General features: G+C 40.1%; 21 protein-coding genes. 11 read left to right on the plus strand and 10 right to left on the minus strand.

Annotation, left to right across the window (positions count from 1 at the left end):
* Positions 1 to 151 precede the first annotated feature (151 nt).
* Positions 152 to 616, plus strand: coding sequence for a tRNA (uridine(34)/cytosine(34)/5-carboxymethylaminomethyluridine(34)-2'-O)-methyltransferase TrmL (gene trmL, locus MTP24_RS13940; protein ID WP_008128796.1), 465 nt, complete (start codon positions 152 to 154; stop codon positions 614 to 616).
* Between the two features lie 74 nt (positions 617 to 690).
* Here trmL and gpsA read toward each other — a convergent pair whose 3' ends face one another.
* Genes gpsA through MTP24_RS13960 form a run of 4 tightly spaced genes read right to left on the minus strand, consistent with a single transcriptional unit; the run spans position 691 to position 2,946 of the window.
* Complete coding sequence (gpsA, locus tag MTP24_RS13945; protein ID WP_243531731.1) at positions 691 to 1,698, minus strand: NAD(P)H-dependent glycerol-3-phosphate dehydrogenase; 1,008 nt, start codon at positions 1,696 to 1,698, stop codon at positions 691 to 693.
* Between the two features lie 3 nt (positions 1,699 to 1,701).
* Positions 1,702 to 2,190, minus strand: coding sequence for a protein-export chaperone SecB (gene secB / locus MTP24_RS13950; RefSeq protein WP_006794821.1), 489 nt, complete (start codon positions 2,188 to 2,190; stop codon positions 1,702 to 1,704).
* A gap of 34 nt (positions 2,191 to 2,224) precedes the next feature.
* The gene (grxC, locus tag MTP24_RS13955) at positions 2,225 to 2,482 is read right to left on the minus strand and encodes a glutaredoxin 3 (protein ID WP_006794822.1); all 258 of its coding nucleotides are present in this window, start codon (positions 2,480 to 2,482) and stop codon (positions 2,225 to 2,227) included.
* 32 nt (positions 2,483 to 2,514) lie between these two features.
* Positions 2,515 to 2,946, minus strand: coding sequence for a rhodanese-like domain-containing protein (locus MTP24_RS13960; protein ID WP_243531735.1), 432 nt, complete (start codon positions 2,944 to 2,946; stop codon positions 2,515 to 2,517).
* 271 nt (positions 2,947 to 3,217) lie between these two features.
* On the opposite strand from MTP24_RS13960, the gene gpmM reads away from it, so the two are divergent.
* The 4 genes from gpmM (at position 3,218) to MTP24_RS13980 (ending at position 8,016) form a co-directional block, all read left to right on the plus strand.
* Positions 3,218 to 4,762 carry a 2,3-bisphosphoglycerate-independent phosphoglycerate mutase gene (gene gpmM / locus MTP24_RS13965; protein WP_243531738.1) on the plus strand — a complete coding sequence of 515 codons (1,545 nt, stop codon included), beginning with the start codon at positions 3,218 to 3,220 and terminating at the stop codon, positions 4,760 to 4,762.
* Between the two features lie 3 nt (positions 4,763 to 4,765).
* Positions 4,766 to 5,905 (plus strand): peptidoglycan DD-metalloendopeptidase family protein, encoded by a 1,140-nt coding sequence (locus MTP24_RS13970; protein ID WP_006794825.1) that lies wholly within the window; start codon positions 4,766 to 4,768, stop codon positions 5,903 to 5,905.
* A gap of 34 nt (positions 5,906 to 5,939) precedes the next feature.
* Positions 5,940 to 7,187, plus strand: coding sequence for a S41 family peptidase (locus MTP24_RS13975; protein WP_243531741.1), 1,248 nt, complete (start codon positions 5,940 to 5,942; stop codon positions 7,185 to 7,187).
* 79 nt (positions 7,188 to 7,266) lie between these two features.
* Positions 7,267 to 8,016: a divergent polysaccharide deacetylase family protein gene (locus tag MTP24_RS13980; RefSeq protein ID WP_010556638.1), complete on the plus strand. Its 750-nt coding sequence runs from the start codon at positions 7,267 to 7,269 to the stop codon at positions 8,014 to 8,016.
* On the opposite strand, the gene MTP24_RS13985 is transcribed toward MTP24_RS13980, so the two are convergent.
* From MTP24_RS13985 to ftsY, 6 genes are all read right to left on the minus strand, one after another.
* A complete protein-coding gene (locus MTP24_RS13985; protein ID WP_243531743.1) occupies positions 8,017 to 8,433 on the minus strand; it encodes a hypothetical protein in 417 nt (138 codons plus the stop codon).
* A 35-nt stretch (positions 8,434 to 8,468) separates the two neighbouring features.
* Positions 8,469 to 8,765, minus strand: a complete 297-nt coding sequence (locus tag MTP24_RS13990) for a hypothetical protein (protein WP_243531746.1) — start codon at positions 8,763 to 8,765, stop codon at positions 8,469 to 8,471.
* Positions 8,766 to 8,833: 68 nt separating this feature from the next.
* A complete protein-coding gene (gene rpoH, locus MTP24_RS13995; RefSeq protein WP_008128777.1) occupies positions 8,834 to 9,697 on the minus strand; it encodes an RNA polymerase sigma factor RpoH in 864 nt (287 codons plus the stop codon).
* 441 nt (positions 9,698 to 10,138) lie between these two features.
* Positions 10,139 to 11,125 (minus strand): permease-like cell division protein FtsX, encoded by a 987-nt coding sequence (gene ftsX, locus MTP24_RS14000; protein WP_243531749.1) that lies wholly within the window; start codon positions 11,123 to 11,125, stop codon positions 10,139 to 10,141.
* Entirely contained in the window at positions 11,122 to 11,799 is a 678-nt protein-coding gene (gene ftsE / locus MTP24_RS14005; RefSeq protein WP_006794808.1) for a cell division ATP-binding protein FtsE, read from the minus strand. The genes ftsX and ftsE overlap by 4 nt, the downstream gene beginning before the upstream one ends.
* Positions 11,800 to 11,884: 85 nt before the next feature.
* Positions 11,885 to 13,735: a signal recognition particle-docking protein FtsY gene (gene ftsY / locus MTP24_RS14010; protein WP_243531752.1), complete on the minus strand. Its 1,851-nt coding sequence runs from the start codon at positions 13,733 to 13,735 to the stop codon at positions 11,885 to 11,887.
* Positions 13,736 to 13,941: 206 nt separating this feature from the next.
* Here ftsY and rsmD point away from each other — a divergent pair, with 206 nt between their 5' ends.
* From rsmD to prmA, 6 genes are all read left to right on the plus strand, one after another.
* Positions 13,942 to 14,547 (plus strand): 16S rRNA (guanine(966)-N(2))-methyltransferase RsmD, encoded by a 606-nt coding sequence (rsmD, locus tag MTP24_RS14015; protein WP_243531756.1) that lies wholly within the window; start codon positions 13,942 to 13,944, stop codon positions 14,545 to 14,547.
* 145 nt (positions 14,548 to 14,692) lie between these two features.
* Positions 14,693 to 14,908 carry a 30S ribosomal protein S21 gene (gene rpsU / locus MTP24_RS14020; RefSeq protein ID WP_002957797.1) on the plus strand — a complete coding sequence of 72 codons (216 nt, stop codon included), beginning with the start codon at positions 14,693 to 14,695 and terminating at the stop codon, positions 14,906 to 14,908.
* A 19-nt stretch (positions 14,909 to 14,927) separates the two neighbouring features.
* Positions 14,928 to 15,374: a GatB/YqeY domain-containing protein gene (locus MTP24_RS14025; protein ID WP_006794811.1), complete on the plus strand. Its 447-nt coding sequence runs from the start codon at positions 14,928 to 14,930 to the stop codon at positions 15,372 to 15,374.
* 239 nt (positions 15,375 to 15,613) lie between these two features.
* Positions 15,614 to 17,365: a DNA primase gene (dnaG, locus tag MTP24_RS14030; RefSeq protein ID WP_008128763.1), complete on the plus strand. Its 1,752-nt coding sequence runs from the start codon at positions 15,614 to 15,616 to the stop codon at positions 17,363 to 17,365.
* Between the two features lie 124 nt (positions 17,366 to 17,489).
* On the plus strand, positions 17,490 to 19,334 hold the full coding sequence (gene rpoD, locus MTP24_RS14035; protein WP_006794813.1) for an RNA polymerase sigma factor RpoD: 1,845 nt from the start codon (positions 17,490 to 17,492) through the stop codon (positions 19,332 to 19,334).
* Between the two features lie 66 nt (positions 19,335 to 19,400).
* On the plus strand, positions 19,401 to 20,282 hold the full coding sequence (gene prmA / locus MTP24_RS14040; protein ID WP_008128759.1) for a 50S ribosomal protein L11 methyltransferase: 882 nt from the start codon (positions 19,401 to 19,403) through the stop codon (positions 20,280 to 20,282).
* Positions 20,283 to 20,498: the final 216 nt, after the last annotated feature.

A 20,498-nucleotide genomic window follows, 5' to 3' on the forward strand; every position in this document is an offset into this window, starting at 1 on the left:
ATAATACTAGAGGCCTTAACCCAAAATTCGTAACTGCGGTTATGCACAATTTCATCCGCTAAAAAGAGTATTCAATACCTTGAGTATATCATTTTTTTTAAGGGTTTCGTGTATACTGCTTTCGTCAAATACCATTATTAAAAGGCTAATTATGCTGGATATTGTTTTATACCAACCTGAAATTCCACCAAACACAGGGAATATTATCCGCCTTTGTGCAAATACCGGCTTTTCGCTGCATTTAATTGAGCCTTTAGGGTTTGAGTGGGACGACAAACGTGTAAAGCGTGCAGGCCTTGATTACCACGAATTCAGCCATGTTCAGCGTCATGCGTCATTTGAAGCATATCTTGAAAAATGTAAACCGAAAAAAGTGTATGCATGTACAACCAAAGGCAGCCAATTTCATCATGAAGCATGTTACGAACCCGGCGACTGTCTAGTATTTGGTCCAGAAACACGCGGGCTACCCGATGAGATGATTCAAGCTCTACCAAACGAGCAGCGCGTGCGTATCCCAATGCAACCAAATAGCCGAAGCATGAACCTATCAAACGCAGTCGCTGTATTTGTTTACGAATCATGGCGACAGCTGGGCTTTCCTAACGCGCAGTAATACGCGTATTATTAAAGCTGACAAAAAAACCGACATGATGTCGGTTTTTTTAGTTTTTATCACAGTAGTGAATACTATTCTGATCGTTGCTCTCTGCCTAACAATGCCATGGCAGCAGCTTTCATATCTTTATTTTCATAAAGTACTTTGTAAATCTGTTCAGTGATAGGCATTTCAACGCCTGCACGCTGGGCAAGTAAATACACTTCTTTGGTGTTTCTAAAGCCTTCGACTACTTGACCTATCGACTCAATTGCAGCTTCAACACTTTCACCTTTACCCAGTGCTAAACCAAAACGACGATTGCGTGATTGGTTATCGGTACAGGTTAAAATTAAATCGCCAAGGCCTGCCATTCCCATAAAGGTTTCTGGCTTTGCGCCTAGAGCGCAACCTAACCGAGTCAGTTCAGCAAGACCTCGTGTGATCAAGGCTGTGCGAGCATTGGCTCCAAAACCTACACCATCTGAAATACCCGCGCCAATAGCAATTACGTTTTTAACCGCACCACCTAGCTGTATGCCAATAAAATCGTCATTGTTATACACTCGAAATGAACGACCACAATGCAGTAAATCAGCCAATTGTTGTGCAAACTCAGGTGAGGTAGACGAAACAGAAATAGCTGTTGGTGAACCCATTGCCATTTCTTTCGCAAATGTAGGACCCGAAAGTACCGCAAGTGCGATTTCATCACCCAACTCTTGCTGCGCAACTTCTTGTAATAAACGCCCCGTATTTGGCTCAAGGCCTTTAGTCGCCCACGCGACTTTAGCATCGATTTGCAATGCAGGTTTTATTTGCGCAAGTGTGTCGCCAAATGCATGGCTTGGCACAACAACAAGCACAATAGCACTGCATGCAACTGCGCGTTGTAAATCGGCTTCTAGTACTAGAGAGTCTGGGAAGGGTGCATCTGGTAAGTAACGTTGATTTTTCCGCTCAGCTGCAAGCGTAGCAACGTCGTCGCTATTGCGTCCCCAAAGCGTCACTTTATGACCATTTCGGGCTAAACAAATAGCAAGGGCGGTGCCATAAGACCCCGCCCCCAATACAGTAACAGCTGAAGTTGCTGTACTCATAAGTTATGCGTCTGCTGTAACCTGGTCAGCTTGCGCAGTACGTTGTTGCATATACTGTGCAAACAATGCGTCAAAGTTTACTGGCGCAAGGTTTAACTGTGGGAAAGTGCCACGGTTAACTAGGTTAGATACCGCTTCACGTGCATATGGGAACAATACGTTAGGACAAAATGCACCTAGCATATGAGCAAGCTGTACTTCTTCAACCTCAGCAATAGTAAAAATACCCGCTTGTTGAATTTCACATAAAAACGCAGTTTCTTCGCCAATTGATGCTGTCACAGTTAATGCTAAAACAACTTCAAATACACCTTCGTCTAACTTGTTAGAGCGAGTATCTAGGTCTAGCTTAACTTCTGGCGTCCATTCTTTTTGAAAAATTGCCGGAGAGTTTGGCGTTTCAAACGACACGTCTTTAGTGTAAATGCGTTGAATAGTAAATTGTGCGCCTGCGTCTTGTGCCGCTGCTGCGTTTTGAGTTTCTTCGTTCATTGTTATTCCTAACTTGTTCGTTATTATAATTAAATTAAGCGTTAAGCTTAGCGTCAAGTTTACCTTGAGCCTCAATAGCCATCATGTCGTCACAGCCACCGATATGTTCATCATTAATAAAAATTTGCGGTACAGTGCTTGCGCCACCGGCTTTAGTAATCATTTCATCGCGAAGTTCAGGTTGTACACCAATATCAAAATTAGTGAATTCAACGCCTTTGCTTTTTAAAAGCGCCATAGCGCGCTGACAAAATGGACAATATGCCTTGGTGTATAAAACAACGTTACTCATAATAAATCCTCTATCGGTTTAGCTAAACGAGATTAGCGACCTGTTATCGTTGGTAAGCTAGCAGATTGCCATGCACCCATTCCGCCCGCTAATACATAAACCTGTTCAAAACCAGCTTTATGCATTGCTGTGGCCGTGCCTTGGGCTGTCATACCTGTAGTACATACCAATATAATGGGTTTAGTCTTGTACTTTTCAAGGCCTGAAAAGTCAGATTTTTTGGCATTTTCAGGGCTTAAGTGTTCAGCACCCGAAATACGGCCAGACGTAAACTCTTTTTGTGCGCGCATATCCACTACTTGACCATCTTCACGGTTAACAAGTAGCGTTAGTTGCTGAGGGTTTATTTGACGAATAGCTGAAAATTTACTTTTTATCCAACCACTGACAATAAGAAAAACAATACCAACCCAAGCAAGGCTTAAGATAGGGTGATTGCTTATAAATTCAATATATTGATCCATTCGACTTCCACTATAAATTACATCCTAAAACGCAATGTTTTAGACATTTTAGACTTTAGCCACGCAAGTATACCCAAACCAACTTAAAATGCGAGTTTACACAGAGTTTAAAAGGAGGAAAAACACCCCATATAAAGGTTATTAACCGCACATCAGCATCAATACGATATTCAATTAAGTGAAAAAAATTAATATGCTGTTTTGTATGCTGATTCAAGTAACAAAACACGGTATGCTAAAGCAAAACAGGTGCTAACTTTTAGGAGTGACTATGACTGAACATAAAAAACCACTGGTATTAATGATTTTAGACGGTTGGGGATATCGTGAAGACGAGCAAAGCAATGCAATACTAGCAGCGAATACCCCCGTGTTAGATAACTTATGGGCATCTCGCCCTCGCACATTAATTTCAGCATCTGGTTTTGATGTAGGTCTTCCTGATGGACAAATGGGTAATTCTGAAGTTGGGCATGTTAATTTAGGTGCAGGACGTGTTGTATACCAAGACTTTACTCGAATCACAAAAGCAATAAATGACGGTGAATTTGACTCAACCCCTGCACTTGTTGATAACATTGATAAAGCAGTTAATGCCGGCAAAGCCGTTCATGTTATGGGGTTATTGAGCCCGGGTGGCGTTCATAGTCATGAAGATCACATTGTTGCAAGCATAGAGCTGGCTGCAAAACGCGGTGCTAAGGAAGTCTATTTTCATGCATTTTTGGATGGTCGTGATACACCACCGCGTAGTGCCAAAGAATCGATTGAACGTATAGAAGCGTTGTTTGCAAAACTTGAATGTGGTCGACTAGCAACACTGGTTGGTCGTTATTATGCAATGGATAGAGATAACCGCTGGAATCGTGTAGAAAAAGCCTATGACGTAATGACCTCTGGCATTGGAGAGTTTAACTACAGCGATGGCGTAACCGCATTAAATGCAGCTTATGAGCGCGACGAAAACGACGAGTTTGTTGCTCCTACAACCATTACACCAGCAGGTAGAAAAGCTGCGCAAATTAATGACGGCGACACCGTTATTTTTGCAAACTTTAGGGCAGACCGGGCACGTGAAATTACACGCGCCTTTGTTGAGCCTGAGTTTGACGGCTTTACCAAGAAAAAATCCCCCGCTCTAAGCGCATTTGTCATGATGACAGAATATGCAGCCGATATAGACGCACCCGTTGCATTTGGCCCAACGCCTCTTACTAACGTATTAGGGGAATGGCTTGAAAAACAAGGGAAAACACAACTGCGTATTTCTGAAACAGAAAAATACGCACACGTTACCTTCTTTTTTAGCGGCGGACGTGAGGACGAATTTGAAGGTGAAACGCGTGAATTAATCCCTTCACCGCAAGTGGCTACCTACGACTTGCAACCGGAAATGAACTCAGAAATGCTAACTGATAAGCTCATAGAAGCAATTAAAAGCGGGAAATACGACGCCATTATATGTAATTACCCCAATGGCGATATGGTTGGCCACTCAGGTGTATTTGATGCCGCTGTAAAAGCTTGTGAAGCCGTTGACACCTGTATTGGCCGTGTAGTTGATGCATTGAACGAATTTGGCGGTGAAGCGTTGATCACAGCCGATCATGGTAATGCAGAACAAATGGCTAACCTTAAAACGGGCCAAGCACATACCGCGCATACAAGTGAACCGGTGCCCTTTATTTATGTTGGTCGCGATGCGACACCATCTGAAGGTAAAGCATTAAGTGATGTTGCCCCTACTATGCTGCACTTAATGGGCATGGAGCAGCCAAGTGAAATGACTGGCACACCTATCATGACGTTGAAATAACCCATGATTAAACGTGTTAACCGATACTTTAAGTGCGGCTTAATACTCGCCTCATTGGTGACTGCATCAGCAGTTGCCAATGAAGATCGCACTAAAAAAGATCTCTCACAGGTGAAACAAGCACTTGAACAAAGCCAATCTGAGTATAATCAACAACGAAAAAAAATATCTCAACTTCAAAAAAATCTTAAAAGCCATGAGCTTGAAATAGCTAAAAACGCTAAAGCACTTAATATGGCTGAGCAGTCTGTTAAAGAAACCCAACAACAGCAAAATCAACAACAAAAAAAAGCTGATGAACTCGATAAAAAACACATCGAATTTCAACGTATTCTAGGAGCGCAACTTAAAAGCGCTTACATGGCAGGTGGTGATGACTACTCTAAAATGTTGCTGAATCAAGAAAACACAGCGCAATTTGAGCGAACACTGAGCTATTATAATTACCTAAACAAAGCACGAATTGAACAGATAGAAGAATTAAAAGAACTTAAACAACAAATCGCGTTAAACCAAGTTGCACTCAATAAAACAAAAGAAAAACTTTTAGCTTTATACGACGAGCAAAAAAGGCGCCAAACAGCCTTAGTAAATGCACAAAGTGAACGCCAAGCTAACCTTAGGAATCTTCAAGCTCAGCTTACGAGCACTAAAAGTTCTATCGATTACTTAAAAGAAAACCAACAAACCCTTGTTAATACAATTGAAGAATTAGAAAAAGAAAAAACAAAAAAAATAGAATTACTTGGCCTCAATAAAAATAAAGGCAAATTAAACTGGCCTAGTAAAGGTAAGTTAAAACACAAATTTGGCCAACGAAAACATGGCGGCATTGATTGGAAAGGCGTGCTAATTGGCGCTAAAGAAGGCGAAAATGTTAATAGCGTGCACAATGGCCAAGTTGTATTTGCAGATTGGTTAAAAGGTTATGGCTGGGTAATTGTAGTCGATCATGGTGAAGGATTTATGAGCCTATACGGCCATGCACAAACACTACTGAGAGACGTAGGTGACATGGTACGCCAAGGCGAAACTTTAGCGTTGGTTGGCCAAAGCGGCGGACAGGCAAGTTCTGGTCTATACTTTGAAATACGACACAAAGGACGCGCAGTAAATCCCGTAAAATGGTGCAGACGTATTTAATTGAATAAACCGCTGCTCCGCTGAGGAGTAGCTGATGAAAAACAACAATGTAATACCCGCATTTAAAAAAGCAGGCTATGTTTTCAGCCTGCTTTTATTCACCTTTACTTTAGTACTTAACAATGCATTTGCCAGCTCAGTAAAAAACCTTAAAAGCCAACAAATAGATGAAATTTTATTTAACATACACGCCTATTATGTTGACGATTTAGATCTTCAAAACAGCCATTATGTGCAATACAACAACAAACAGTTTGAGCGCTTATACTCAAAGCTAGACCCCTACTCTAAATACCTTAACGAACACGAGCTCGATGCCTTATTTGATAATACCAATGGCCAATATACGGGCTTAGGTATTGAAGTAAAAAAGGTCGATACTGACATAAAAATAGTTAACGTGGTAAATAACTCACCAGCGAAAGAAGCAGGTATTTTAGCTGGCGATATTATTGTTAGTGTTAATCAAAAAACGGTTAATTTACTCAGCGTTAGCGAAGTCGCAACTTTAATAAAAGAAAATAAATTTACAACAATTAATCTCACCGTTAAGCGAAATGAAAGCCCAGAAGTTTTGTCATTTAACGTAGCTCGTACGCAAATACAATTAGAGAGTGTAACCAGTGAAGTTTTAGAGTCCGGCATTGGCTATTTAGCTATCAATAGTTTTTCTAATTACACGCTACACGAAGTTGCACTGCAAATTGCAGCGATGCAAAATAATTATGATTATCCATTATTAGGGCTTGTAATTGATTTACGTGACAACCCCGGAGGCACCCTTAAAAGTGCGATTGCCGTCTCTGATTTATTCTTAGAAAGCGGAACTATAGTAACAACGAAAGGCAGATACTTTGACGCTAACCAAGCCTTTTATGCTAAAAGGGGCGACATACTCAAAGGCGCCTCAATTGTTGTACTTATTAATGAAAATTCAGCCTCTGCGGCCGAAATTTTGGCCGGCGCCTTAAAAGACAACAACAGGGCAAAAGTGGTTGGAAGCCAATCTTTTGGAAAAGGGTCAGTGCAATCACTTATACCATTAGGTGATGGCAATACCGCTTTAAAACTCACTACCGCAAAGTATTTTACACCTTCTGGTGAATCAATAGATGGCGTTGGAATAAAGCCCGATGTGACGATTAATCAAACAACACTTCCACAAAACAATAAAGCCGTTATAATAAAAAATGAGCAAGTAAAAAATAATCAACACCAGCTTGTTAACACCTTAGCTGATTTACAGTTAGTTAAAGCAAAACAATTACTCAGTATGCAGTAATCTATTTTGTTTGAGCGTTACTGGGCATAAAAAGATAATAAAAATTATAAACGTGAATACTATTAACAAAAAAATACGGATGTGGCTTTTTTTCAGTGTATGTATTGCTTGCTTTAGCGCTAATGCTAAACAAATAGCGATAGTTATTGATGATATAGGCTACCACCAAAGAGACTTAGAGTTTTTAACCTTACCTGGGCAATTGACCTATTCAATTTTGCCCCACACACCCTATTCGCAAGTTTTTGCAACACGTGCTAGCAAAGCAAATAAAGAGCTGCTTTTACATGTGCCTATGCAGGCACTTAACGGCAAAGCACTAGGGCCTGGTGCGCTTACTCTTGATATGGACAAAGCTCAACTTCAACAAACGCTAGGAACAGCACTAGCAAGTTTACCGCAAGTTAGAGGTGTTAATAATCATATGGGCTCTGCATTAACTCAGCAAAGCCAAGCCATGAAATGGACAATGGAAGTACTTAAAAAGCGCGAGTTGTACTTTTTAGATAGCCGAACAACTGGCTTAAGCCAGGCGCAAAATGCTGCAAACTTTTTTGGGGTTGAAAATATTGGTCGCCATGTTTTTTTGGACAACATAACAACAGCAGATCAACTTCAGTTTAGGCTCGATGAACTTAAACAAAAAGCAACAGATCACAATTTTGCCATTGCCATTGCTCACCCTTATCCTGAGACCATTGCTTTTTTACGTAAAGCCCTGCCTGAGCTTACTCAACAAGGCTATGAGTTAGTACCTGTTTCTCAGTTAGTACAGCGTAAATATATTCAGTTAGCGCAAGCTCAAGGGAAAACGATTAGCGCGCGATAATTAAATAGGGTACTTATTCTTTTTTGCTTGTGCCTGATAGTATTTCAAAATACTCTTTTGGCCGTCTTCACTAATTGGTTTCAGTGTTATTTTTCGTGTTTTTAGCTTTTCATCTTCCATCAATGTAAGAACTATGTGTTCATCTAGCTTTTTTGCACTTACAACCGCGCTATTAGCTATTAACCAACGTGAACGAATTAAGCCTTGTTTAACCTCTGAATATTTAGAATAAAACCTAACCACTTCAATATTGCTATTAACAAAATACATAGTAATGAGTAGTACACCATAAAATGCAGCCATTGGTATAAAGAAGGCTAAAGGTAAAATTAATATACCTACATATAATTGTATTTGCAGTTTTCCTTTATCAACTTTAATAATACCTGTAGGTTTATCGATGGTTTCTGTTGTCATTTTTCAGTGTCCTTTTGAATAGTAATTTAGCATGATCATCCATCATGTTTCTTATTGCGTAGATACCTATCAGGCCAATAGGCACAAAAAAAAATAAAGCCAAGCATTGCTACAAAGCCAAATATCTTCTTATTAGTTAATCTATATATAAAGCCAAATATAGTGAGCAAAAAAGCAGGGATTAAGATGTAGTTTACTTCGTAATAGTCTGGGTCATGCCCAATGCTAATAATCACTCCTAGGGCGATAATTAACGACATTAAGTAGTAATTCAAAGCCAAATATCCTTTTAAAGCTTTTTTATAATCACTAGAACCTACATGAATGCGCATAAATTTTCAACAAAAAAGCCCTGCATTTTAATGCAGGGCTTTTAAAAATATTACGCTTTTAGAACGTATCAGCTCATAGCGCTTTGTAACTTTTTCATTGCTGTTTTTTCAAGCTGGCGAACACGCTCAGCAGATACACTGTATTTTTCAGCAAGCTCTTGCAGTGTTGCTTTATCATCAGACAACCAGCGCGCACTTACAATATCTTGTGAACGTTCATCTAGTGTTTTAAGTGCACTAAACAAACGAGTATGAGACTGTTCTTGCCATTGTTGCTGTTCAATGTCATCAGCTAAATCAGCAGAACCATCCGTTAAATATTGTACCGGTGAATAAGTGCTTGTTGGTGCGTCATCGTTATCATCACCCGTTAAGTCAAAGCCCATATCTTGACCGCTCATACGAGATTCCATTTCACGCACTTCTTTTTCGCTTACACCCAGCTCACTAGCAACAGTGCTAACCTCTGCTTGGTTAAACCAGCCTAAACGCTTTTTATTTTTACGAAGATTAAAAAACAATTTACGCTGTGCTTTTGTAGTAGCTACTTTAACTATACGCCAGTTCTTAAGAACAAATTCGTGTATTTCGGCTTTAATCCAATGCACTGCAAACGATACTAAACGAACACCCACGCTTGGGTCGAAACGTTTAACCGCTTTCATCAGGCCTATATTGCCTTCTTGAATAAGGTCAGCTTGTGGCAAGCCGTATCCCGAGTAGCTTTTAGCTATATGCGCTACAAAGCGCAAATGCGACATAATGAGTTGCTTTGCAGCACTAAGATCACCTTCTTCCTGAAGTTTTTTAGCAAGTTCTTGCTCTTCTTCAACTTTAAGCATAGGGATTGTGCTGACCGCTTGAAGGTAGCCATCCATGCTTGCGCTTTGTTGTCCAACTGTAAGTGCCATTGCGTATAAATCTTTACTCATTTTTCACCTCGGTGATAAACATTTGAAACCATCTTAGCACTCTTTCCTGAAGAGTGCTAACCCCAATTTAAAACTTTTTTAAAGTATAAATCAAGCGGTTTTTTAGCGTTATTGAAGTCTACTATAAGCGACTGAATAAGCGATGAATTAAGGGATTGCAGGTGATTAACGTCAGTTTTTCACTCTATTTACAATTCATGCTTGATAAGGAGGGTAGTAGATAAATGTGACAGTTTTTATAGGACCTGAACAACCTAACCCAATAACATACGCGCTAAGCATTGAGTTAGTTCACTTGTATTAGCTTGCGCGAATGAGGAAGAGATAAACACGCTTATAAAGTTAAATGTATATTCACAAAGTTTACTTTGAAGCGAATAAAGCGCCAATAGCATAACCTATATAGCTCGCTTGATTAACAGCGAGCTATATAGGTGCGTATTACACTTTGTCCGGCTCTATTTCTTTAATGTATCGATTTACAGATAAGTAAGAGCCAACAAACCCCAAACTTGTAGCAAGTAAAACTAAAAAGCCAAATTCGCTAAGCGTTAAACCAATGAGTAAAAAGTTAGTTTGATACACACCAGCCACACTGTTTACGGCTGAAGAAAGCCACCACATCATCAATGCAACTGATATAAAAGCAAATAATCCACCAATAACGCCATACCAAATACCAGTCCATAAAAATGGTGCGTGTATAAACGTATTTGTAGCACCTACAAGTTTCATTACTTGTATTTCTTCTTTTTTATCCATAATCGATAGGCGAATAGTATTACCTATTATGAGAGTTACAGACGTTAATAATAATAAGGTAATGGTTATTACACTTTCTTTTAGCAAGCTAAGCAATGCATTTAAGCGCTCTAACCAGGCTATATCAAGTTTGCCAAAATCAACCTCACGTTCCGCTTCTAACTTAGTCATAAGTACCTTGGCGGCATTAGGCTGGCGGTGCCGCTTAGTAGGTGTAACTAGCACAACATCGGGTAATGGATTGCTATCTAAATATTCTAGCGCTTGCCCAAAACCTGACACTTCCTGAAATTCTTTTAATGCTTGCTGTTTTGAAATAAACGTTACACTCTCTACTTCAGGATATAAGGCTAGGCGCTTAACTAGCGTCGCTGTTTCTTGTTTCGTCATTGTTTGTTTTACAAATAACGATATTTCACTAGCCTCTTCAAAGCCACTACTTACTTGCTGGACATTTTTAACCACTAAGTAAAGTGTGGCAGGAAGCGTTAAGCTTAATCCAAGTACCGCAATTGTCATCATAGATGCCAGTGGTGTACGCCACATTTCACCCAGGCTATGAATCCCTTGGCGAAAAATATTAACGATAAAAAAGTAGCTATTTGAAATAAATGATTTTTTTTGTTTTTCGTTTTTGTTTTGGCGGCTTTTAAACAGTAAACTCATAATGCCCCCTGCGCTAATGGATCTTCAAGCATTCTGCCATCCTTTAACGTTAAGCTCCTATACTTCATGCGTGCAACAAGGCCTAAGTCATGGGTAGCAATAAGTACGGTTGTACCATGCTTATTAAAGTCTTCAAATAATTTAAGTATTTCCATTGATAGTTCAGGATCTAAGTTACCCGTTGGCTCATCGGCAAGTAAAATTGGCGGAGAATTAACAATAGCGCGTGCAATACCGACTCGCTGTTGCTCACCACCCGACAACATAGATGGATGACATTTAACTTTATCGATTAAACCCACTTTATCGAGCGCACCATGAACACGCTTTGCAATTTGATTACGATGAGTACCTTCGATGATCAGCGGTAGCGCAACATTATCAAATACAGTGTATCGCTCTAATAATCGATGGTTTTGAAAAATAATACCAATATCTCGGCGAGCGTAAGGGATTTGTCGCGAGTTAACTTTATTTAAATCAACACCATTAATAAATACGTTACCAGCAGATGGACGTTCCATTAAGCTGATAAGCTTTAAAAGTGTACTTTTACCCGCACCACTATGGCCTGTCAAAAAGGCCAATTCGCCAGGTTTTATATGAAAATTAACTTTTTCGAGGGCACGATGCCCCCCTGGATAGGTTTTACTTACTTGCTGAAAATTTATCATTTTTTATTATGCCAACCTCATTAAAGTGTTAATGCAATTGGTATTCCTCGCAATTAAGAAGGGAGCAAGCTCCCTTCTTGGTAAATTAAGCGTCGTCCTCATCTTGGCTAAATAATGCATCAATAAAGTCATCGCTTTTAAATGAACGCAAATCATCAATACCTTCACCAACACCAATATAACGAATTGGAATGTTAAACTTATCAGCTACAGCAAAAATAACCCCACCTTTTGCTGTACCATCAAGTTTTGACAAAGTAATACCCGTTAAACCTACACATTGGTTAAACAAGTTTACTTGGCTAATCGCATTTTGCCCTGTACCTGCATCTATTGTTAGCATCACCTCGTGCGGTGCATCAGGATCTATTTTTTTCATTACACGAGCTATTTTCTCAAGCTCTTGCATCAAATTATCTTTATTTTGCAGACGACCTGCTGTATCAGCAATTAACACATCGACATTACGCGCTTTTGCGGCCTGAAAAGCATCAAATACCACCGATGCACTATCGGCGCCGGTATGCTGTGCTATAACTGGAATACTATTGCGCTCACCCCATACTTGAAGTTGTTCAACCGCAGCGGCTCTAAAAGTGTCACCCGCAGCAAGCATGACCGACTTACCTTCATTTTGGAATTGCTTAGCGAGCTTACCAATCGTAGTTGTTTTACCAACCCCATTTACGCCTACCATTAAAATCACAAACGGTTTTTTTTCTGCTGGTATTGTTAATGGCTGTTCAGCAGTCTTTAGCATCGCTGCCATTTCTTGCTTCATTAACTCATATAAAGCATCACCATCTTTAAGCTGCTTTCTATTTGCACCGTCCGTTAATCTATCGATTAACTTCATGGTGGTATCTACGCCTAAATCAGCCGTCAATAATTGAGTTTCAAGCTCTTCAAAAAGGTCATCATCTATTTTTTTACCACTAAAAATAGACGAGAACCCTGCGCCAATGTTAACGCGGGTTTTTAGTAATCCTTTTTTAAGACGTGAAAAAAAGCCTTCTTTCTTAGGCTTTTCTTCTTTCTTAGCTTGCTTTGCTACAATACGCTCTTGTTCTAAGCGCTGCGCTTCTGCTTGCTCTGCTGCAATACGTTCTTGTTCTATGCGCTGCGCCTCTGCTTGATCTGCTGCAACACGTTCTTGTTCTAAGCGCTGCGCTTCTGCTTGCTCTGTTGCAATGCGTTCTTGCTCTAAACGCTGCGCCTCTGCTTGCTCTGCTGCAATGCGTTCTTGCTCTATGCGCTGCGCTTCTGCTTGCTCTGCTGCAATGCGTTCTTGCTCTAAACGCTGTGCTTCTGCTTGCTCTGCTGCAATGCGTTCTTGCTCTATGCGCTGTGCTTCTGCTTGCTCTGCTGCAATGCGTTCTTGCTCTAAACGCTGTGCTTCTGCTTGCTCTATGCGCTGTGCTTCTGCTTGCTCTGCTGCAATGCGTTCTTGCTCTATGCGCTGCGCTTCTGCTTGCTCTGCTGCAATGCGTTCTTGCTCTATGCGCTGCGATTCTGCTTGCTGTGCTGCAATATGTTCTTGCTCTATGCGCTGCGATTCTGCTTGCTGTGCTGCAATATGTTCTTGTTCTAAACGCTGCGCCTCTGCTTGCCGTGCTGCAATACGTTCTTGTTCTAAACGCTGCGCTTCAGCTTGCTCTGCAAGGCGATTTTGTTGCTCCACTCTCTGCTGCTCGGCTTCCGCTTGTTCTTTTGCTAACAGCTCAGCATTTGCTCGTTCTATTGCTAATTTTTCCGCTTGCTCTGCAGCAGCGCGTTCTTGCTCGGCTTTTTCAGCGGCAACGCGTTCTTCTTCTAAGCGTTTAGCTTCTTGCTCTGCTAAAGCTTGTTGTTTATCAGCCTCTGCTTTTTGTTCGGCTTGTTTTTTATCTGACTTACCAAAGCCGAGCCAAGACATTAATTTACTTTTTTTTGCCATACTTGCTAATAACCACTTATAAAAATCTGATAAACTAAAATTTGAAAATAGCTTGGAAGAGCCAACACACTTTGCCAGCCAAACAACCATTCAAAACATAAGTGTTCAATAGTAACACTTTTAATGCGGTTGAAAAATGAAGCTATACGTAATCTACTACAATATTATCTGAGCTAGATCCCAGATACCATTTTTTAGTGAGCTAAATGAGAAATAAAACAACTAAAAATAAAGCAATTACCAAATCTACTGATGGCTTTATTAGAGTGATAAGTGGGCAATTTCGCGGCCGAAAGCTTCCAGTAAAAGACGTACAAGGTTTACGTCCTACTACAGACCGAATTAAAGAGACAGTATTTAACTGGTTAATGCAAGACACGCGTGATGCTAACGTTCTAGATTGTTTTGCAGGTTCTGGTGGGTTGGGGTTCGAAGCTCTTTCGCGTTTTGCAAGTACTGCTATTTTTATAGAGCTTGACCCAAGTGCAGCAAAGCAGCTAGCGCAAAACATAGCAACACTAAAATTACAAAATGCACAGGTAAGGCACACTAACTCTCTTTCATTTTTAGAACAAAAAAATAGTAATACGCCTTTTGATCTTGTTTTTGTTGACCCGCCTTTTCGCAAAAATTTAGCTCAAACTAGCTGTAACTTATTAGAAATAAATAATTGGCTTAGCGAAGAAGCACTAATTTACCTCGAAGTAGAGAGCGATCTAAATACGTTCAAACCACCTAGTAACTGGCTGTTAATTAAAGAAAAAAAAGCAGGCCAAGTATTTTGTAGACTCTACCAACGCCAGCTAAATTAATACTGTTTTACACTATGCGTTTCTGTTAATATTATCCTTTACATGTGGTGTTGCTTCGGATTACAATACCGCACCATTTTTGAACCACTTGATCAATGTTTGATCAACTTGAGCAACGCTCATAATTTAGGTAGGTGAATTTTTAATGCCAGTAATTAAAGTAAGAGAGAACGAACCGTTTGACGTAGCACTTCGTCGCTTCAAGCGTTCATGTGAAAAAGCAGGTATCCTTTCAGAAGTTCGTCGTCGCGAGCACTATGAAAAGCCAACAGCTGAGCGTAAGCGTAAGAAAGCTGCAGCAGTTAAGCGTCACATGAAAAAACTTTCTCGTGATAACGCTCGTCGCGTTAAATTATACTAATACATTAGGTCTTGTATAAATGAGCCTTTTAATAACGCTAAAAGATGCGCAAAAAGATGCGATGAGAGCTAAAGACAAACAACGTCTTAACCCTATTCGCATGGTACTTGCTGCAATCAAGCAACGTGAGATTGACGAGCAAATAACACTAGACGACGCAGGTATTACCTCCGTTATAGTGAAGCTTGTTAAACAACGTCGCGACTCTTACACTCAGTACAAAGATGCTGGGCGTGATGATTTAGCTGAAATTGAAGCCAATGAAATAACAGCACTTGAAACCTTCTTACCTCAACAGTTGAGTGACGAAGAAATAATTGCTCTCATTGACGCGGCTATTGCTGATACTAACGCAGCAGGTATGCAAGACATGGGTAAAGTGATGGGTATAATCAAAAGCAAAGCTGAAGGTCGCGCCGATATGGGTAAGATCTCTGGTTTAATAAAGCAAAGATTAACCGCCTAACACTCCCTATACGTAAAGTATAATTGAAGTAAACCGAGCCTAGTGCTCGGTTTCTTTGTTTTTACGTCACTAAAAAGTAAACGTTATGCCTATATTCAAAAATGAAATTATTCATACTGACTCTATTTATTTAGCCGTCATTTTGATAAGTTAAGATCCAATTATTTATACCTTACGAGTATAAATTTTAAGTTTCACTTTCGTTATTCTTCTTAATATTTCAGGACTGTATTTTACTAATGGCTGGAAAGATCCCACGAAGTTTTATAGATGATTTACTTGCCAGAACCGATATTGTCGACCTGATAGACTCTAAAGTTGGGCTTAAAAAAGCCGGTAAAGACTATCAAGCGTGTTGCCCTTTTCATAACGAAAAGTCTCCCTCGTTTACGGTATCGCAAGATAAACAGTTTTATCATTGCTTTGGCTGTGGGGCGAATGGCAACGCAATATCATTTGTTATGGAATACGACAAACTAGAGTTTGTTGATGCCATTGAAGAGCTTGCCAGCATGCTCAACTTGGACGTGCCCCGCGAACAAGGCGGTAGCTCTGCGCCAGAACGTACCGCTGCGCAAAAGCGTTCAGATTACGATTTGATGCTTCATACAGCTCGCTTTTATCAGCACCAACTAAAGCACCACGCTAACTCGGCCGCAGTCATTGACTATGTTAAAGGTCGAGGACTGAGCGGAGAAACCGTTAAAAAGTTTATGGTTGGCTACGCCCCTAGTGAATGGGATGGCTTATGTTTACAACTTGGCCGTAATAAAGAACAAAAAGAGCAACTCGTCGAATTAAAGCTCGCCTCAGAAAAAACACCAGGCAGGCAGTTCGACTTTTTTCGCGACCGCTTAATGTTTCCTATTCGTGATAAACGCGGCAGAGTTGTCGCCTTTGGCGGTCGCGTTATGCAAGCTGATCAAGGGCCTAAATATTTAAACTCTCCAGAGACTCGAATTTTTCATAAAGGGTTTGAGCTTTATGGCCTTTATGAAGCTAAACAAGCACACAAAAAGTTAGAGCACATTCTTATTGTTGAAGGCTACATGGATGTTGTTGCACTTGCAGAAAAAGAGATTGAATACGCTGTTGCAGCACTGGGAACCGCCACAACAAGCGAACACATGCATACGTTATTTAGAACGACCGATAAGGTCATTTGTTGTTACGATGGCGACCGAGCTGGACGCGATGCAGCTTGGCGAGCACTTGAAAATGCGCTCCCCTACTTAAATGACGGTAAAGCATTGAACTTTGTATTTTTGCCTGATGGAGAAGATCCCGATTCATTAGTGCAAAAAGAAGGTAAAGAAGCATTCGAACAGCGTTTAAGTGAAGCCGATGACTTTACTAAAGTCATGTTTAACAAATTAAGCCAAGAAATTGATTTAACACTCGATTCGGGTAAAGCAAAATTACTCAGTGCAGCCCTACCGCTCATTGAAAAAATTCCGAGTGAATTTTACCAAGAAAATATTTTAGAGCAATTAGGCAGACTAATTGGGCGCACGCGTGAACAACTTAATAATCGATTAAAAACACCAAAGCAACAGCATTCTATTGAGCGAAAATTTAAAATAACCCCAATGCGACAGGCTATTGGTATTTTAATTCAGCATCCAAACCTAGCTAAAAGTGTTCCTTATTTGCCAGAACTTGCACAAATGAACATTGCAGGTATTGGTTTATTGCTTCGCTTGCAGCAACAAGCACTTGAAAAAGAGACTATCACTACGGCTCAGATACTCGAATTTTTTAGAGATACTGACGATTATGAGCCTCTTATTAAGCTCGCTACTTGGCAACATGAAATAAATGAAGAGCGTTTAGAGACTGTTTTTAAAAATACTTTTAAATTTATTGAAGATCAGTGTTTAAATTATCGACTAGAGACCTTATTAATAAAAGACAAGACACAAGGTTTAAATAGCGACGAAAGACTAGAATGTCATTTACTAATGACAGCGTTAAAAGCGACTAACAGCTAGTCAGATCTAGTTTTGGATGTTATACTGTGCTATTCACTGCGTCACATTGTTCTGGTTGGCATTAATGTAAACCAAGTGATGGCGCCTGTTGTATCAACTTATCAGAGTGGAAGAAACAATCTCTATGGATCCAACTCCTCAGTCACAATTAAAACTTCTGATTCAAAAAGGTAAAGAGCAAGGCTACTTAACTTTTGCAGAAGTAAATGATCACCTTCCACAAGACATAATTGACTCAGATCAAGTAGAAGATATCATAAGCATGATTAATGACATGGGTATTAAGGTTAGCGAAAACGCGCCTGATGCCGATGAACTAATGATGCAAGAAACAACGACAGACGAAGACGCAGCTGAAGCTGCCGCTGCTGCACTTGCTACGGTAGAAAAAGAAATTGGCCGCACTACCGATCCGGTTCGCATGTACATGCGCGAAATGGGCACTGTTGAACTTCTTACACGTGAAGGCGAAATTGTTATCGCTAAGCGTATTGAAGAAGGGATCAACCAAGTACAAATTTCAGTTGCTGAATACCCTGAAGCAATCACTTACCTACTAGAGCAGTGGGATAAGTTTGAAGCAGAAGAAATGCGTCTAAGCGATATCATCGTTGGTTTCATTGATCCAAACGAAGATGAAGCGCCAATTTCAGCAACTAATATCGGTTCAGAATTAAGTGAAAAACAACTTGATGACGACGATGAAGACGATGACAAAAGTGACGATGATGAAGATGAAGAAGAAGTAGATACAGGCCCAGATCCTGAAGAAGCTCGCATTCATTTTGAAAACTTACGTGATTTATATAATAAAGCACGTGATACGTTTGAAGCTAAAGGTCGTTCGCATCCTGACTCACAAGCCGCTATTTTTGAAATTGGTGAGCTTTTCAGAACCTTCAAGCTAATTCCTAAACAGTTTGATCGCATGGTTAACAACATGCGCGAAATGATGGACCGCGTTCGTGTTCAAGAACGTCTAATCATGAAACAAGCTGTACAAATTGCTAAGCTACCTAAGAAAGCATTCGTTAAGCACTTTGCTAATAACGAAACAGATCCTTCGTGGGTTGATTTAGAAATTTCAAACAACGAAAAATACTCAGCTAAACTTGAAGAAGTTAAACCTGAAATAATTCGTTGTATCAATAAGCTATCTATTATTGAGCAAACAACTGGTTTAAGCATAGAGCGTATTAAAGACATTAACCGTCGTATGAGTATTGGTGAAGCAAAAGCGCGCCGTGCGAAAAAAGAAATGGTTGAAGCTAACTTACGTCTTGTAATCTCAATTGCTAAAAAATACACAAACCGTGGTTTACAGTTCTTGGATTTAATCCAAGAAGGTAATATTGGCTTGATGAAAGCGGTAGATAAGTTTGAATACCGTCGTGGTTATAAGTTCTCTACTTATGCTACGTGGTGGATACGTCAAGCAATTACTCGCTCTATTGCCGACCAAGCAAGAACTATCCGTATTCCGGTACATATGATCGAAACGATTAATAAGCTTAACCGTATCTCTCGTCAAATGTTACAAGAAATGGGTCGTGAGCCAAATCCAGAAGAATTAGCTGAACGCATGATGATGCCTGAGGATAAAATCCGTAAGGTACTTAAAATTGCTAAAGAGCCAATTTCGATGGAAACACCAATCGGTGATGATGAAGATTCGCACTTAGGTGACTTTATCGAAGATACCACCATTGATTCGCCAATCGATTCGGCAACAATGGAGTCGCTTCGTGGTGCAACTAACGATGTACTAGCCGGCTTAACAGCGCGTGAAGCAAAAGTACTTCGTATGCGCTTTGGTATTGATATGAATACCGACCACACCTTAGAAGAAGTAGGTAAGCAGTTTGATGTAACACGTGAGCGTATTCGTCAAATAGAAGCGAAGGCACTGCGTAAATTACGCCACCCTTCTCGCTCAGATTTACTAAAAAGCTTTTTAGACGCTAAGTAATTTAGCGCTTAATATAAACTAAAAAGGCCGCTGTAGCGGCCTTTTTTCTATTTCAAGGAAATAAAGATGGCTTGGATCCAAATCCGTATCAATGCCAATGCTGCAACCGCAGATGCAGTAAGTGACCTATTAATGGAAGCAGGCAGTGCGTCTGTTACCTTTATAGATGCTAAAGACACCCCTATTTACGAGCCAAAAATTGGCACTGTTGAATTTTGGGCTGACACCACTGTAATTGGTTTATTTGAAGCTAATCACGATATGAACGAAGTGATCGCACTATTAAAACGCCACGACGAAATAAATGAATCACTCGTTTACAAAATTGAACAGCTTGAAGATAAAGACTGGGAACGTGAATGGATGGATAACTTCCACCCTATTCAGTTTGGTGAAAAGCTATGGATTTGCCCTAGCTGGCGCGATATTCCTGATCCTGATGCTGTTAACGTTTTACTTGATCCTGGCCTTGCGTTTGGCACAGGCACACACGCAACAACAGCTCTGTGTTTAAAATGGCTAGAAAGCCAAGACCTTACCGGTAAAACCGTCGTGGATTTTGGTTGTGGCTCGGGCATTTTAGGTATCGCTGCTATTAAACTGGGTGCTGAGCGCATGATTGGGATTGATATTGACCCACAAGCACTCGAAGCAAGTTTAGATAACGCTAACCGTAATGGCGTTGCTGATAAACTTGAAGTGTACCTGCCAGAAAACCAGCCAGAGTTTACAGCCGATATTGTTGTGGCAAATATTTTAGCGCAACCTCTGCGTGAGCTTCACAGTGTGATTTTAGGATTGTTAAAGCCAGGTGGCAAAATTGCGATGTCTGGCATTTTAGAAGAACAAGCACAATCGGTTGCTGACATATACGCGCCCTTTATTGAGCTCGATGAAATTGCCATTGAAGGTGATTGGACCCGTGTTAGCGGTACAAAAAATAGCTAAGCATATACATTATAAACTTTAGAGTATTAACTCAAAAATCGCATGTAAAGCCTGTATTTAACAGGCTTTACTATTTTTTTACAAAATAAAAAATAAACATTATTTATTATAAAAACATCATTCGTTCAAATTTCACACAAATAAACCCTTCCGTCATACGGTTATCAAATGTCAATACGAAAAGTGCAAAAAAAAGTCACTTTTGTTCAATTTATA

The sequence above is a fragment of the Pseudoalteromonas sp. APM04 genome (genome assembly GCF_022809815.1).
Taxonomy (GTDB): Bacteria; Pseudomonadota; Gammaproteobacteria; order Enterobacterales; family Alteromonadaceae; genus Pseudoalteromonas; species Pseudoalteromonas marina.

Excerpts from the sequence above, each read along its gene's own strand:
- prmA (WP_008128759.1), top strand. The coding sequence starts at position 19,401 with ATGGCTTGGATCCAAATCCGTATCAATGCCAATGCTGCAACCGCAGAT.
- grxC (WP_006794822.1), bottom strand. The coding sequence starts at position 2,482 with ATGAGTAACGTTGTTTTATACACCAAGGCATATTGTCCATTTTGTCAG.
- ftsX (WP_243531749.1), bottom strand. The coding sequence starts at position 11,125 with ATGAGTTTACTGTTTAAAAGCCGCCAAAACAAAAACGAAAAACAAAAA.
- rpsU (WP_002957797.1), top strand. The coding sequence starts at position 14,693 with ATGCCAGTAATTAAAGTAAGAGAGAACGAACCGTTTGACGTAGCACTT.
- rsmD (WP_243531756.1), top strand. The coding sequence starts at position 13,942 with ATGAGAAATAAAACAACTAAAAATAAAGCAATTACCAAATCTACTGAT.
- rpoH (WP_008128777.1), bottom strand. The coding sequence starts at position 9,697 with ATGAGTAAAGATTTATACGCAATGGCACTTACAGTTGGACAACAAAGC.
- MTP24_RS13990 (WP_243531746.1), bottom strand. The coding sequence starts at position 8,765 with ATGCGCATTCATGTAGGTTCTAGTGATTATAAAAAAGCTTTAAAAGGA.
- rpoD (WP_006794813.1), top strand. The coding sequence starts at position 17,490 with ATGGATCCAACTCCTCAGTCACAATTAAAACTTCTGATTCAAAAAGGT.
- MTP24_RS14025 (WP_006794811.1), top strand. The coding sequence starts at position 14,928 with ATGAGCCTTTTAATAACGCTAAAAGATGCGCAAAAAGATGCGATGAGA.
- MTP24_RS13960 (WP_243531735.1), bottom strand. The coding sequence starts at position 2,946 with ATGGATCAATATATTGAATTTATAAGCAATCACCCTATCTTAAGCCTT.
- trmL (WP_008128796.1), top strand. The coding sequence starts at position 152 with ATGCTGGATATTGTTTTATACCAACCTGAAATTCCACCAAACACAGGG.
- MTP24_RS13975 (WP_243531741.1), top strand. The coding sequence starts at position 5,940 with ATGAAAAACAACAATGTAATACCCGCATTTAAAAAAGCAGGCTATGTT.
- dnaG (WP_008128763.1), top strand. The coding sequence starts at position 15,614 with ATGGCTGGAAAGATCCCACGAAGTTTTATAGATGATTTACTTGCCAGA.
- ftsE (WP_006794808.1), bottom strand. The coding sequence starts at position 11,799 with ATGATAAATTTTCAGCAAGTAAGTAAAACCTATCCAGGGGGGCATCGT.
- ftsY (WP_243531752.1), bottom strand. The coding sequence starts at position 13,735 with ATGGCAAAAAAAAGTAAATTAATGTCTTGGCTCGGCTTTGGTAAGTCA.
- MTP24_RS13970 (WP_006794825.1), top strand. The coding sequence starts at position 4,766 with ATGATTAAACGTGTTAACCGATACTTTAAGTGCGGCTTAATACTCGCC.
- gpsA (WP_243531731.1), bottom strand. The coding sequence starts at position 1,698 with ATGAGTACAGCAACTTCAGCTGTTACTGTATTGGGGGCGGGGTCTTAT.
- MTP24_RS13980 (WP_010556638.1), top strand. The coding sequence starts at position 7,267 with ATGTGGCTTTTTTTCAGTGTATGTATTGCTTGCTTTAGCGCTAATGCT.
- MTP24_RS13985 (WP_243531743.1), bottom strand. The coding sequence starts at position 8,433 with ATGACAACAGAAACCATCGATAAACCTACAGGTATTATTAAAGTTGAT.
- secB (WP_006794821.1), bottom strand. The coding sequence starts at position 2,190 with ATGAACGAAGAAACTCAAAACGCAGCAGCGGCACAAGACGCAGGCGCA.
- gpmM (WP_243531738.1), top strand. The coding sequence starts at position 3,218 with ATGACTGAACATAAAAAACCACTGGTATTAATGATTTTAGACGGTTGG.